This window comes from Halorhabdus amylolytica (assembly GCF_004944975.1).
Classification (GTDB): domain Archaea; phylum Halobacteriota; class Halobacteria; order Halobacteriales; family Haloarculaceae; genus Halorhabdus; species Halorhabdus amylolytica.
Genome location: NZ_SPQG01000016.1, coordinates 41476 through 55798, shown reverse-complemented (window position 1 = coordinate 55798; position 14323 = coordinate 41476). Strand labels below are relative to the sequence as shown.

General features: G+C 57.2%; 9 protein-coding genes and 1 pseudogene. 4 read left to right on the top strand and 6 right to left on the bottom strand.

Features of this window, described 5'->3' with window-relative positions:
* Positions 1 to 112: 112 nt before the first annotated feature.
* On the bottom strand, positions 113 to 1432 hold the full coding sequence (gene xylA / locus E3374_RS15315) for a xylose isomerase (protein ID WP_136689821.1): 1320 nt from the start codon (positions 1430 to 1432) through the stop codon (positions 113 to 115).
* Between the two features lie 339 nt (positions 1433 to 1771).
* On the opposite strand from xylA, the gene xylB reads away from it, so the two are divergent.
* On the top strand, positions 1772 to 3322 hold the full coding sequence (xylB, locus tag E3374_RS15310; protein WP_136689820.1) for a xylulokinase: 1551 nt from the start codon (positions 1772 to 1774) through the stop codon (positions 3320 to 3322).
* Between the two features lie 220 nt (positions 3323 to 3542).
* Here xylB and E3374_RS15305 read toward each other — a convergent pair.
* The 4 genes and pseudogenes from E3374_RS15305 to E3374_RS15290 all read right to left on the bottom strand — a co-directional run.
* Positions 3543 to 4663, bottom strand: a pseudogene (locus E3374_RS15305) (FGGY family carbohydrate kinase); the annotation flags it as partial.
* A 208-nt stretch (positions 4664 to 4871) separates the two neighbouring features.
* The gene (locus E3374_RS15300) at positions 4872 to 5249 is read right to left on the bottom strand and encodes a DUF1667 domain-containing protein (protein WP_136689819.1); all 378 of its coding nucleotides are present in this window, start codon (positions 5247 to 5249) and stop codon (positions 4872 to 4874) included.
* A complete protein-coding gene (locus E3374_RS15295) occupies positions 5250 to 6590 on the bottom strand; it encodes an NAD(P)/FAD-dependent oxidoreductase (protein WP_136689818.1) in 1341 nt (446 codons plus the stop codon).
* Positions 6583 to 8073, bottom strand: a complete 1491-nt coding sequence (locus E3374_RS15290; protein WP_136689817.1) for an NAD(P)/FAD-dependent oxidoreductase — start codon at positions 8071 to 8073, stop codon at positions 6583 to 6585. Before E3374_RS15290 ends, E3374_RS15295 begins: the two co-directional genes overlap by 8 nt.
* 324 nt (positions 8074 to 8397) lie before the next feature.
* Between E3374_RS15290 and E3374_RS15285 the strand changes: the two genes are divergently transcribed.
* The 3 genes from E3374_RS15285 (at position 8398) to E3374_RS15275 (ending at position 12279) form a co-directional block, all read left to right on the top strand.
* The gene (locus tag E3374_RS15285; protein ID WP_169051877.1) at positions 8398 to 10092 is read left to right on the top strand and encodes a TCP-1/cpn60 chaperonin family protein; all 1695 of its coding nucleotides are present in this window, start codon (positions 8398 to 8400) and stop codon (positions 10090 to 10092) included.
* 109 nt (positions 10093 to 10201) lie between these two features.
* A complete protein-coding gene (locus tag E3374_RS15280; RefSeq protein WP_136689815.1) occupies positions 10202 to 11350 on the top strand; it encodes an ABC transporter ATP-binding protein in 1149 nt (382 codons plus the stop codon).
* 218 nt (positions 11351 to 11568) lie between these two features.
* On the top strand, positions 11569 to 12279 hold the full coding sequence (locus E3374_RS15275; RefSeq protein ID WP_136689814.1) for a hypothetical protein: 711 nt from the start codon (positions 11569 to 11571) through the stop codon (positions 12277 to 12279).
* Between the two features lie 290 nt (positions 12280 to 12569).
* Here E3374_RS15275 and E3374_RS15270 read toward each other — a convergent pair whose 3' ends face one another.
* Positions 12570 to 14111 carry a glycoside hydrolase family 43 protein gene (locus E3374_RS15270; protein ID WP_136689813.1) on the bottom strand — a complete coding sequence of 514 codons (1542 nt, stop codon included), beginning with the start codon at positions 14109 to 14111 and terminating at the stop codon, positions 12570 to 12572.
* Positions 14112 to 14323: the final 212 nt, after the last annotated feature.

Below are 14323 nucleotides of genomic sequence, written 5' to 3'. Positions count from 1 at the left end.
TTACTTTCCTTACTCGGGAGTCCCGACTGTAGCAGTCACCAGCTGTGACCAAACCGGGAGAGTATCCGACCACGTGAGGGGACCGACGTGAACCCGACTGGCGGAATCGATTTCAGGACTCCAGGATGTAGCGGTTGAGGATCGATTCGAGTTTCTCCTGACGACCGGAGGACAGATCGAAACCGTCGTTGTTCAACGCGTATTCCGCGAGAGAGTCGAAGTCGGCTTCCCCCGAAACGATCTCGGCGCCGATACCTTCCTCGTAGCTGCTATAACGCTCGTCGATGACTTCCTCAAAGATCCCGTCCTCGCGGAGTTCGTGGGCGACCTCCAGCCCGCGGGCGAACGCGTCCATACCGGAAACGTGGCCGTAGAAGAGGTCGACCGGCTCGAAGGACTCCCGGCGAACCTTCGCGTCGAAGTTGAGTCCGCCCGGGGCGAGGCCGCCATTCTCTAAGATCTCGTACATCGCCAGAGTCGTCATGTAGACGTCGGTCGGGAACTCGTCGGTGTCCCAGCCGATGAGCTTGTCGCCCTGGTTGGCGTCGACGCTGCCCAGCGCGTCGTTGATCCGGCCGTACTGGAGTTCGTGTCGGAAGTTGTGGCCCGCCAGCGTCGCGTGGTTGGCCTCGAGATTGAGGGCGAAGCGGTCCGCCAGGCCGTACTCACGGAGGAACGCCAGGACGTTCGCCGCGTCGAAGTCGTACTGGTGTTTCGTGGGTTCTCTGGGTTTGGGCTCGATGAGCAACTGCCCCTCGAAGCCGATGTCGTCAGCGTAGTCGGCAGCCATCTGGAGGAACCGACCCATGTTATCCAGTTCCCGGCCCATGTCCGAGTTCAGCAGTGTCTTGTAGCCCTCGCGGCCGCCCCAGAAGACGAAGTTCTCGCCGCCGAGGCGTTCGGTGACCTCCATGGCTTTCTTGACCTGGCCGGCGGCGTGAGCGAAGACGTCTGCGTTCGGTGAGGTCGCGGCCCCGTGCATGTACTTCGGCTCCATGAACAGCTGGGAGGTCCCCCAGAGCAATTCGACGCCCGTTTCGTCCATCTTCTCCTCGACGTGATCGACGATCTCGTCGAGGTTCTCGTTGGATTCCGCGAGATTCTCTCCCCTGGGTGCAATGTCACGATCGTGGAAACAGAAATACGGGACGCCGAGTTTCTCGAAGAACTCGAAGCCGGCATCGACGCGGGCGTGGGCCTTCTCCATGGGGTCGTCGATATCGTCCCACGGCCGCTCCATCGTTCCGACACCGAAGGGGTCAGATCCGTCCTCGGTGAAGGTGTGCCAGTAGGCCACCGAGAACCGGAGGTGTTCCTCCATGGTCTTGGAGCCGATCTCCCGGTCCGGGTCGTAGTAGTTGAACGAGAGGGGGTCCTCGGACGCCGGTCCACCGTACGTGATCGCGTCGATCTCCGGGAAGTACTCACTCATGATATCACTGTTTGTAGGACAAACACGAATGAAATGCTCTCAGAGACCACTTGAACATTGCGGTATTCGTCCCGGATAGCCGGGTATGACCGGTATCTTACCCGTTCGGAGTGATCTCGCTCACCGAAGCGTTCCCTCCTTTTTGACAGCCCAGTTTCGACAGAGCGTCGGAACGCTCGTCTGGTTCGAGAGACGAATCCTGACGACAATTCCTGACCACCGGGCCGGCGTTCCCTCCGTATTCGACGACCTACGGGGTTTGCCCGACAGACTTCCCCGGAAGAAGACAAAACTTAACATTAGAACTTTCGATTGTGAGAACGTACCATGAGTCTTTTGATGGGTCTCGATTTGGGGACCTCAGGCGTGAAGATCCTCGTCACGGACGCGGACGGCGAGGTCGTCGCGACCACTACCGAGGAGTATCCGCTGTACCAGCCTGAAGTGGGCTGGTCAGAGCAGAACCCGGCCGAGTGGTGGGACGCCACAGTCGCCGGAATCGAGGCAGTTCTCGACGATCCCGCCGTCGATCCGGGTGAGATCGAGGGACTCGGACTCACGGGCCAGATGCACGGTTCGGTCTTTTTAGACGGGGATCACGAGGTGCTCCGGCCGGCGATCCTCTGGAACGACACGCGGACCTCCGAGCAGTGTGCGGAGATCGAGGAGCGCGTCGGTGAGGATCGGATCATCGAACTCGCCTCGAACCCGCCCTTCGAGGGGTTCACCGCGCCGAAGATCCTCTGGGTGCAAGAGCACGAACCCGAGGTCTTCGAGCGGACCGAAAAGATCCTCCTGCCGAAGGACTTCATCCGGTTGAAACTGACCGGCGAGTTCGCGACCGACGTCAGCGACGCCTCGGGAACGCTCCTGTTGAACGTCGGCGAGCGCGACTGGTCGACCGAGATTCTGGAGACGCTAGACATCCCGCGGGAACTGCTCCCGGAAGTGTACGAGTCACCCAAGGTCACCGGGGAGATCACAGACGCCGTGAGCGAGCGAACGGGACTCCCGGCCGGGACGCCGGTCGTCGCCGGTGCCGGTGACAACGCTGCGGGTGCCGTCGGATCGGGGGTCGTCGAGGACGGTGACGTCTGGGGGTCGATCGGAACCTCCGGAGTCATCTTCGTCGCGACCGACGAGGAACGAACGGATCCCGATGGACGGGTTCACACGTTCTGTCACGCCGTTCCCGGCAAGTGGCACGCCATGGGAGTAATGTTGGCCGCCGGCGGCGCGTTCAGCTGGTTCGCCGACACACTCGGCGGCCCAGAGGAGGTGGTCGCCGACCAGCTGGGGACGGATACTTTCGACGTGTTGACAGACGAAGCCACGACTGTCCAGCCGGGCTCTGAAGGGCTCATCTTCCTCCCGTACCTGAACGGCGAACGGACGCCCCACCGAGACGCCGACGCCCGCGGCGTCTTCTTCGGTCTGTCGACGCGACACGAGAAGGCCCACATCGTCCGATCCGTCCTCGAAGGCGTCACCTACGGCCTCCGTGACTCGTTACGCATCGTCCGTGACGACTTGGGCGTCGACACCGGGCAACTGAAGGCGGCCGGTGGTGGCGCCAAGAGCCCGCTGTGGAAGCAGATCCAGGCGGACATCTTCGACGCGGAGATTCTGACACCGAACGTCGACGAGGGTCCCGCCTACGGGTCGGCACTGCTGGCTGGGGTCGGTGCCGGCGTTTACGACAGCGTCGAGGGCGCCACCGAACGGGCGGTCGACATCGTCGACAGCGTCGAGCCGAACGGGACACACACGCAGGTCTACGACGAATACTACGAGATCTACGAGTCACTCTATCCCGCACTGGAAGACCCGTTCGCTGCGAACATCCAGGCGATCGAGTCGGCACAGGACATCCTCGAAACGAACGACTGACCCGGCCGGACCTCTCGCAATCACTCTTCGAGTTCTTGGCTTTGGCCGAAATCTCACTACACCGCTTTGGGACCTCATCGTGGTACGTCCGACAGTGCCGTGCAGTATCTATTCAACCTTACTTCGCTCGATTCGGCCGCGTGCATCGAGGAGAGCGCGTGTACTGTCTCGGACAGATTCACGGGAAATCCATCTCAAATGCACTCGTCTCGGGCGGCCGTCATTCTTCGCGTGTCCAGTCGAGCGAGCGCTCGACAGCATCGTTCCAGCGGTCGTACATCGCGTCAGCCGCCTCGGGTTCGACATCCGGCCCGAAGGTTCGGTCGATCCGCCAGTTGTTACGGAGTTCGTCCAGGGAGCCCCAATAGCCAACGGCGAGGCCTGCTGCATAGGCAGCCCCGAGTGCCGTCGTTTCGTCGACTTCTGGGCGTTGAATCTCCATCTGGAGGATGTCACTCTGGAGTTGTGTGAGAAATCGTTTTTGACGGCGTCACCGTCGACTTTGAGCGTCGTCGTTTCGATGTCCGAATCGGCTTCCATCGCTTCCGCTACATCGCGAGTCAGGTATCCGATAGCTTCGAGGGTCGCACGGACGATGTGTTCCTTTCGCGTCCCGCGAGTTAGCCCGACCATCGTTCCCCGTGCACGGCCACCCCAGTGGGGAGCCCCGAGTCCGGTAAATGCGGGAACGACGTACACACCCTCCGTCGAGTCGACCGACCGCGCAAGGTCGGCCGTCTGGGCGGCGTTGTTGATGAGTTCGACATTTTCGAGCCACTCGATCGCTGCACCGGTGACGAAGATCGATCCCTCGAGCGCATACTGGACGGGTTCGCCCGATCGCTGGAAACCGATGGTAGTGAGGAGCCCATAATCGGAGTCGACAGCCTCGGGACCGGTGTTCATCAGATAGAACGATCCAGTTCCGTAGGTATTCTTCGCGTCCCCTTCATCGAAACAGGTCTGACCGAACAGCGCCGCTTGCTGGTCACCTAACGCCCCTGCAATGGGAACCGCTTCGCCGAGAAAGCCATCGGGATCAGTGTACCCGTAAACGTTCTCGTCGGAGGACGGTCGAACCTCGGGCAACATCGGTTCGGGCACGTCGAACTCTGCGAGCAGCTCACCGTCTCATTCGAGATCGTGAATATTGTAAAGGATCGTCCGGGAAGCGTTCGTCACGTCCGTAATGTGGTTCCCGGTGAGATTGTAGATGAGCCACGTATCAGGTGTCCCCAGCATCAGCTCGCCATCTTCGGCCCGATCACGGAGATCTCGTGAGCGAGACGCCTGCATCTTCAACGGTTGGGCGGTATCGAGGAGCCATTCTGCCTTAAACGCCACTATTGGAAACTCGGGACCGGTATTTGAATGGTGGACTTTTCCCAAAGTGACGGCGCGTATCCACGGCCTGAAGGCCGTGGTATTGCGCCTGTTCAGCCTATAAACGCACCGGTTTCTCGTTAGAGAGGCGTGCAGTATGGCATTCGAGTTGGGCTTTCCTGTATCCGATTGATATGCAAAGAGAAACTACTCACATCAGTGTGGCTCACTCTTCTGTGGCCGGGAGGTCCCGGGTTGCAACGATGTCGACGCCGGTGTCACAGACGTTCTCGACGATCACGTCGCCGAGTTCGATCGGTGCGTCGACTTCGACTGCAGCGATCTCGGCCATCGCGTCCTCTAACTCGGGTTTGGGCATCGGTTCTGCTGACTTCACGGGCACGCGCGGCAGGACGCCACCCGCGACCCGAGCGGTCGTCGGAAGGATACGGGTCGGGTTTCGGTATTCCTCTTTCGCATAATCCGCACCTCTCGGGCAGGTATTGCCCTCGATCGACTGGATCTCGCCGTCATCGACCTCCAGGGAGACGTCACAGCCGACCGGGCAGGCGATGCAGGTTATCTCGACGGTGTCGCTGCTCATCTAGATCTCCTCCTTCGGGACGACGTCGACCGTGAGACGATTCTCCGGGAGGTCCGCGAGCGCTTCGGTATCGATATCGACCGTGATCATCTCCCCTGGTTCGGCACGACGCTCGAACTCGCGAGCTAACTGCTCGTCACCACATTCGACCGTGACGAAGACCTCGTCCATCGGAGCGTATACCCGAAGATACAGTGGGAGTTTCTCGCGGTCGTCGTCGGCTTTGGTGATCCGCTCGGGGACGACGTAGCTCACTGCGCCGGTGGATTCGATCTCGATCGGGTCCTCGCGGACCTCGATGTCTCCCTGGAGTTGTTTGGCGACCGATCGACCGGCGATCATGCTCTCCTCAGTCACCCAGTCGACCAGGTCGTGAACGTGCAGGACGTTCCCGCAGGCGTAGATACCATCGACGCTCGTCTCTCGACCGTCGTCGACCACAGGGCCGCCAGTGACGGCATGCATGTCGACGCCAGCACCCTCCGAAAGTTCGTTCTCCGGGATCAGGCCGACCGACAGGAGGACGGTGTCACACTCGATGTCGTACTCGGTTCCAGGGATCGGCTCGAAGTCCTTGTCGACTTCCTGGACTGTGACGCCTTCGACGCGTTCGTCGCCGTAAATCTCCGTGATGGTCTGTTGGGTCCGCAGCGGAATGTCGAAGTCCTCCAGACACTGGACGACGTTGCGGGTGAGCCCCCCGGTGTACGGCAGGATCTCCAGGACGGCCTCGACGTCGGCCCCCTCAAGATACATCCGCCGGGCCATGATAAGTCCGATGTCGCCTGATCCGAGGATAACCGCCTTCTCGCCGGGCATCTTCCCCTCCATGTTGATGTAGCGCTGGGCGGTCCCGGCAGTGAAGACGCCAGCCGGCCGGTCCCCGGGGATGTCCAGGGCCTCCCGGGTTCGTTCGCGACACCCCATCGCCAACACGACGGCTTCGGCATCGATCTCGGTCAGGCCGTCGTCCTCGCTGACGGCGTAGACGATCTTCTCGTCGGTCACCTCCTCGACCATCGTGTTCAGCCGGATGTCGACGCCCCGCTCGGCGACGTTCTCGATGAATTCCTGTGCATACTCCGGGCCGGTCAACTCCTCGTCGAAGTAGTGTAAGCCAAAGCCGTTGTGGATGCACTGCTGGAGGATGCCGCCGAGTTCGAAGTCCCGTTCGAGGATCACGATGTCCTCGACGCCCTGATCGTATGCTTCCTGCGCCGCGGCCAGCCCCGCGGGGCCGCCCCCAACTACCACGAGATCGTGCGTTTCCCGTCGGATCGCTTGCTCGGCTTCGGCGGCTGACTGGGCAGATTCAGCACGCTCCATCTCGGTTTCAGTCATCGACACGCACCTCCGTGCCACTCTCGGCAAGTAGCAGCTCTTTGGTCTCGCCGATCAGGACTTCCGAGCCGTCATCTTCGAGTTTGATGTCGGTTTCGTCGACACCGAGTTCCTCGGCGAGGATCTCGACGACGCGGGGTTGACAGAACCCGCCCTGACAGCGTCCGGCCCCGGGCCGGACCCGACGCTTGATCGCGTTGATCGTTCGGGCCCCGACCGGTTCGTTGATCGCGTCCCGGATTTCACCTTCCGTAACTGACTCACAGCGGCAGATAATCTGGCCATACTCGGGATTCTCCTCGATCAGGGCAGCGTGTTCGGCGTGACTCATGTGCCTGACTTTCGGCGGTCCCGAATACTGTGGATCGAAGGTCGGATCTTCAGCGAGTTCGCCACGGAGGTCCGCGACGAGATCGACGACGTATTCGGCGATCGCCGGTGCGGAGGCAAGCCCCGGCGACTGGATGCCGGCGACGTTGATGAATCCGGGATCGTCGCGTTCGATCTGAATCCGGAAGTCCCCGGTCTCTTTGATCGCCGGACGCAGCCCCGCGAACTCCCGGATGACGTCGTCTTTCGATAGTTCGGGAACGGTCTTCTGTGCGCCCGCGAGTACCTCGTCTAAGCCCCCTCTGGTCGTGGCCTTGTTCGTCGGAGCGTCGACCTCCTCGGCGTTGGGGCCGATCATCACGTTGCCCTCGTCGGTCGGCGTGACGACGATTCCCTTGCTGACCTCGGAGGGAACGGGGAAGATCGTGTGTTCGACATCGACCTCCATCTTCTTGTCGTAGAGGTAGTACTCGCCCCGCCGCGGCGTGATTTCGAAGTCCTCGACGCCGACCATGGCCGAAACCTCGTCGGCGTAGAGTCCTGCGGCATTGATCACGATGTCGGCCTCAATGTCGCCTCTCACTGTCTCGACGCGGAAGGTATCGCCGACCGCGGTCACGTCGGTGACTTCGGCGTTCAGTTCGACCGAGGCTTCGTTCTCGACGGCGTTGTTGGCGAAGGCGGCAGTGAGTTCGAAGGGGTTGACGATACCCGCCGTGGGCGCCCACAGTGCGGCGATCGCATCGTCGTTGAGGGTCGATTCCAGGTCATGGAGTCGGTTCCCCTCGACGATTTCGAGGTCGGCGATGCCGTTCTCCCGTCCCTTGTCCAATAGCGCGTCGAGTTTCGGTCGTTCGGATTCGTCCGTGGCGACGACGAGTGCACCGCACCACTCGATCGGGACGTCGAGTTCGTGTTGAATCCGCTCGTGATAGAGTTCGTTGCCCCTGACGTTCAATCGACCCTTCAGCTTCTCCGGGTCCGCGTTGAACCCGGCGTGCAACAGCGCCGTGTTAGCCTTGCTCGTCCCGGTGCAGACGTCCGGGGCGGCTTCGAGAAGAACGATGTCGAGTGTGTATTTTGAAAGTTCTCTCGTGATTGCCGTCCCGACGACGCCGCCACCGATCACAGCGATCGTTGTGTTCCCTTGCATGTTGTCTTAGAGCGCCTTTTTGTCACCTATCGCTCATTATTTCAGTGACCACAAACAAACGAGCGCAACGACAGAAATAAAACGTCCCTCGTTTCTCATGCCATGAGAACCAAAACGAAGGGCTCCGATGGAGCACGAAACAGCGTGGAGTTCGAGATAAACCAACGTCGAACGCCTCATTCTCTACCGTAACGCGACCTCGAACCCTCAGGAAAGTTTTAGCATTAGGGCCTGGTCTCATATCCATATGTGGGATGACGATAATACCCGAGATGTTTCTAGGTCCCAAAAGCTAAGCCAGTTAGAGTCCAATCAATGATACATATGAACACGAACGAACAGGAGTGGCCGGTTTTTGGCTGTCGTCGGTATGACGAAGCACAAAAGAACGAGATTGTCCTCGACACAGTCAACGAGATCGTCAATGCAGTCAAAGGAACGCTCGGGCCGCGAGGGCTAGATACTCTCGTCGTCCGAGAACAGGAAAGTGAAGAAATACGCGGCTTTGTCAGTAATGACGGCGGTGCGATCATCAATGAATTTGAAAGTATCTCTAGCGATCCTGTTGTAGAACACTTTATATCGACACTCCGGGCACAGGAAGACGAATACGGCGACGGGACGACGACGACAACCGTATTGAGTGGGGAGTTGATCGAAACTGGATTTGAATTGATCGAGGAAGGGATCACAGCGACGACCATTATCGACGGTTTCTCGATCGCCGCTCAGCGCACCCTCGAGACCTGGGACGAGATATCGATACCACTTGCGTCCGATGGAGAGATCGATCGTGACCGGATGGAGATGATAGCGACTGCTGCTATGACAGGGGGAGACGTGGTTTCTTGGCCGCTTGAGGGGCTTAGCGAACACGTCGTGGACGCCGCCATTCGCGTTGCAGACTGGGAGGCGGGTACTGTCGATCTTTCATTGATTGATACCCAGGCTATACCAGGTGGCGACGTCACGGATTCGACTATATTCGAAGGGAAATACATTCCGAAGGAACCAATCGTCCCATACCCTGCTGCGCCACTGGAGGGGACGGCTTTGTTCGTCTCAGGCAAATTTGAGTCCCCCTCGCCGAACCAGCAGATGCGGTTGACGGGAGATGACGTCGCGAATGTCCACCGAGATACAGCTACCCGGAAGACGAAGTGGTTTAACGACCTCGTTACCGAACTTGCCGATGCTGGCGTCGTTGCAGTCTTTTCCGGACAGGCAGTCTCAGTAAGTGACGCAAGTACGCTCGCTGATGCCGGCATCATAACGGTTCAAGATGTCCCCGACCATCACTTGCGGTTCCTCGCCCACGCGAGTGGTGGAACCGTCCAAGGGGCTATCGTCCCGACGGAACCGATCAAACACAACTGGCTTGGCAAGACATCGATCACAGTGCCGAACCAAGATATTGGTGAGTCCGACGAATGGCTCCGCGTTGAGGGGATAGCTCCTGAGAAGCCCGATGCCATGACGATAACTGTTCGAGGTGGAAGCAAGCGAATGGCTGAGGAAGCCCAACGCCGCATCAAGCATGGCCTTAACGGGGTGCGGGCGGCGATCAAGCGTCCACAGGCATTACCTGGTGGTGGCGCTCCGGAAATGGCTGCGGCAGCATCAGTTCGCGAGCTTGCGCCACGGATTGACGACCGGCGACAGCTTGTTGTCGAAGCATTCGCGAACGTGCTTGAGACCATTCCCGCGACGATGGCTCGGAATGCGGGAGCCGATCCGACCGATCAGCTCCTTGCAATCCGCTCAGCACATGCCAACAGCAATGATCGTGCCGGAATCGGTGTTGACGGAACTGTCGATGACGACGTCGTCGCAGAGAACAACGCGCTGGACCCGATGCTCGTTCGGACGAACGCACTCGTCCGCGCAGTCGAGCTCGCTAACAGCTATATTCGAATCGACGATATCGTGTACAACCGGAAGCCGTTCGAGCCTGAGCGGAAATCCGACCAGATGGATCAAGAGGAATTCGATACTGCGATGACCGTCCAGGACGACTAATTTATCTATCTATAACTAGTTTAATTTATTGTAAATGGACATCAGTTAGAATATGACCAAAAACTTTGCGACATTTTTTTCTAATTGGGGCCATATATCATGATTAGGTATGGGAACCATCACGTTCGACACAGTATCAAAGTCGTATGAAGGTGATATAGACGCTGTCAAAGATCTAGATCTCGAAGTCAAAGACGGCGAGTTTCTCACCCTGGTTGGGCCCAGTGGATCCGGTAAATCGACGACGCTTCGGATGTTGGCGGGGCTTGAGAGCGTCACCGACGGCGAGATCCGTCTGGCCGGTGAAGTCGTTAACTATCTACCGCCCCGCAAGCGTGATGTCGCAATGGTGTTCCAAAACTATGCGTTGTATCCTCATTTAAGTGTCTACGAGAATATGGCTTTCGGACTGAAACGTTCGACGGATCTTTCGAAGGAGGAAATCAAGAAGCGCGTCAATCAGGCGGCGGAGATGATGGATATCAAGGAACTTCTCGATGACAGACCGAAGCAGCTGTCCGGCGGTCAGAAACAGCGTGTCGCGACCGGCCGTGCGATTGTCCGTGAGCCGGAGGTCTTCCTGTTCGACGAGCCGCTTTCTAATCTCGATGCGAAACTTCGCAAACACATGCGAACCGAACTCAACCGGATTCAACAGGATCTCGAAACGACCACGATTTATGTAACACACGATCAAGAGGAAGCGATGACGATGTCTGATCGGATCGCTATTCTCCATCAGGGTGTTCTCCAGCAGGTCGGAACACCGACAGAAGTCTATCAAGAACCGAATAATCTTTTCGTGGGACAGTTCATCGGTAGCCCCAGCATGAATATCTTCGATGTGGTCTACGATCCAGGGGACAATACTCTGACGGGGGACTTCGAATACCAATTCTCTCAGGAAGTAGCCACAAGAGTTGACGACCACGGGGGCACACACTATACGCTGGGCGTTCGGCCTGAAGACCTCCAATTGGCGGAGGTCGGATCTGATGCGAATACCTTTGAGGTTGTGGTTGAACTCATCGAGCCACTGGGCCGGGATAATCTCATGTACTTCGACCTACCGGAAGCCGATACAGAGGGACGTGAGTACGTCACATTTGTCGATCCCAACTATCATCCCGATGTCGGCGAACATATTTACCTGACTTTTGATGACCAACAAATCCACCTCTTCGATGAGGAGACCGGGTTAAACGTGCTCAACGAAGAGTCCCCTGGTCGTGTAGAACGGATTGCAGCCGACGATTAATCTCTCTTCTCTGATTATTTATATCCAACTTCGCGTCGGTGCCTCGTTGTCTTGAGTGACCTCGGTTTCATCAGCATTTATTGTACAATCAGATTTATATTTCATTTATATATAAATTTCCAAATCGGTCACATTGGTTAATCGACTCAACAGTGGCGAAATGTTTGTAGTGGTGAGTAGAAAATCTCTTTTGACGGCATCTATAGAATTAAATCGGGATGACCGACAATTCGCCATTTCTCGATATCGGACTTCTCGAGATCGATTTCGAACCGCTCGCACCTTGGCGAGCGCTCCGGCGCGCACAAACCATTGACGACGTTACATCTGTTATTCTTGATTACGGTTGGGCGGGTCCGATGCTTGGTCTCCTTTTGCACATCCTCGTGCGGACAATATTGATCTATGTGATGGAACCGATTGTCATAATAAGTGGATACCTCTTTGACGGAGCCGCAGTTACAATGATTGTTGTTTTCGTGTATACTTCTTCATTCGTCCTGTTAGCGGTTTTCCTGTACTTCGGTGGCGTTGGTGCCATTGCAGGATTTCTGAGTGATGAACGACAGTACAGTCCAGCGGTATTTAAACTTGGAGGATACGTTTCGGTTCTATTCATCCCATTATTCCTGATTGGAATCGTTTTGGCACTCACTGTCTCTGGGGAACCGTATCCCCTTCCGTCCGAACCCACGGCCAACGCGACAACAATTGCGACGGAGTTAGCGCAGTATCGCCGTGAGATTTTAACGACTCCACAAATGTATGCCATCCGAGTTCTCAGGATGGTTGGCTGGGCCGTTATTGGGTTTTTGATCTTGCCAATCGTCGGTCGGTTGTACGAACTCGACAGAAAGAGAAGTGTCCTCTCGGTGCTTCCTCCAACAATGGCCGCGTTGTTCCTCTCGGGCATTACCTGGCAAGTCTGATCGATATTTTGGAAGATCCGATATGGGTCCCCGTGCTTGGATAGCTCATATCAGAGCGAAATCTTGTCTCACTCAAAAACCGAGATCGGGCAGCTCAGGGTGTGTGAAGAATTTTGCACTACCGCTCAGGTGACGCTAAAATGCCGAAAGACTTGATGACTGTCTCTCGGCACTACAATGACAAAGCAAGGGGATTCATTAATGCAGATATTTACTGGAATGTCATCAGTTGTTTCTCATGTGGACGCCACAAAACGTCAAAACCGACAGTAGCTGAGCATATATTCGAGTTATATGTCCCACTCACCTTCGAATCCTTCCTCGTCCGTTGGCTTGTACTCGAACCATGCGAACCGGGCCGTTCGATCGCTCTCGTCTCCGTTGCAGGTAGCGTATGGTCCGATATACACGCCTGTGAAGCCACCAGCGGTCTCAGTCGAGAGATAACGCGTCTCGGCTGATCCCAAATTGACACGGTTGCCGGTCTCGGCGACAGGTTCGATCTCGAAGTGATACGCGACCTCGTCGGCGTTGATCGTGAGAATTACACTATCAGTCTCAATCGGTTCAGTTTCGACGACTGAGGAGTAGTCTCCAAGCTGTCGCCTGAGAAATGCCTGTTGATTCTCGCCGCCGCGCACGCCGAGATCATAATGGTGGCGTTCGTTCATCAGTACGGCAATTCCCGCTTCTTCGACAGCCCGATCCGGATCGAAGTCCAGCCGTGTTCGGATTGTATACACGAAGTGTTGCTGTCGCCGACCGACAAACGTCGGGCACCCTTTACTGAGCGTCTCGGGTACGAGATCAATCTGAAGTCCATCTACAGATTCAATGTGATCAGGTGCAGGCGTCCGGCGATAATTCCACGCTGGCCCGAGCGCTCCATCGAATGTCTCATGGCCGGCTGTCACCGAGTCGCCATCAATCGGCGGGGCGTCCGGATCCGGATCGGGTGGAACGGCATCCATTTCGATACCGATCGGTTTGCCATCGTTGATCACAGGCCATCTGTTTTTCCAGGAGACAGGAGCAAGGTAAGTCTCCCGACCTAGATGGTGGTGGCGTGGCCACCGGCCCGTCATCCGTACTGCCAGAAAGACGATCCACCATGAGCCGTCGTGTGCCTGCACCAAGTCGCCGTGACCGGTCGCATGGATGTTTTCCGGGACTTTCGCCCGATGACTTAAAATCGGGTTCTCAGGATGGGGTTCGAACGGCCCTGTCGGGCTGTCCGAGCGCCCGGCAACAATCATGTGGCCGAAGTGGGTGCCACCTTCCGCCGCGAGAAGGTAATACTGTCCGTCGATCTTGTAGATATGCGGCGCTTCTGGGAGCGGATCCTCAACCCCCTCCCAGACAGTGCGTGTCGTTCCGAGATCGCCCGTCGCGAGTTCAATCGGCGCTTGATTGATCCCTTGCTCAGCTTTGTATGTAAAGTACACCACTTCATCTCCAAAGAACAGGTCTGGATCGAACCCCGGTGCGTCCACAAAGGTTGGGTCTGACCAAGATCCCGCCGGATCGTCGGTCGTTAGTATGAAGTGACCCTCTCCCTCGACATCCGTGGTTGTGAGGTAGAACGTTCCGTCTTGGTACCGGAGCGTCGGGGCAAAGATGCCACGTGATGATGGGCGGCCACTCAAATTGATCTGGTCTGTTCTGTCGAGTGCGTGGCCGATCGGCTCCCACTCGACTAGGTCACGACTCCGGTAAAGCGGAAGCCCCGGAAAATACTCGAAACTGCTTGTGGCGAGATAATATTCCGACCCCACACGACAAACTGTCGGATCGGGATTGAATCCAGGAATGATTGGATTGCGGTATGGCACAATCCTACGTCAGGGGATGAATAGTTAATAATTTGTTTTCCAATAGATGAAAATACACTTCTATCCGAAAAACAGCACTCGGTACCTATACCCAGTCCAACACTCCTTGACCGCACGGAGACGATCGTTTAACGTGGTTGAACCGCGAACAACTTATCGGGTGTCGGCGTCCGCTCGTTTCCCCAAGTGATTCTGACAAATAACTTACTAGT

Bases quoted from the DNA above. Each gene is read 5' to 3' on its own strand.
- xylA (WP_136689821.1), bottom strand. From the start codon at position 1,432: ATGAGTGAGTACTTCCCGGAGATCGACGCGATCACGTACGGTGGACCG.
- E3374_RS15285 (WP_169051877.1), top strand. From the start codon at position 8,398: ATGAACACGAACGAACAGGAGTGGCCGGTTTTTGGCTGTCGTCGGTAT.
- E3374_RS15295 (WP_136689818.1), bottom strand. From the start codon at position 6,590: ATGACTGAAACCGAGATGGAGCGTGCTGAATCTGCCCAGTCAGCCGCC.
- E3374_RS15280 (WP_136689815.1), top strand. From the start codon at position 10,202: ATGGGAACCATCACGTTCGACACAGTATCAAAGTCGTATGAAGGTGAT.
- E3374_RS15300 (WP_136689819.1), bottom strand. From the start codon at position 5,249: ATGAGCAGCGACACCGTCGAGATAACCTGCATCGCCTGCCCGGTCGGC.
- E3374_RS15275 (WP_136689814.1), top strand. From the start codon at position 11,569: ATGACCGACAATTCGCCATTTCTCGATATCGGACTTCTCGAGATCGAT.
- E3374_RS15290 (WP_136689817.1), bottom strand. From the start codon at position 8,073: ATGCAAGGGAACACAACGATCGCTGTGATCGGTGGCGGCGTCGTCGGG.
- xylB (WP_136689820.1), top strand. From the start codon at position 1,772: ATGGGTCTCGATTTGGGGACCTCAGGCGTGAAGATCCTCGTCACGGAC.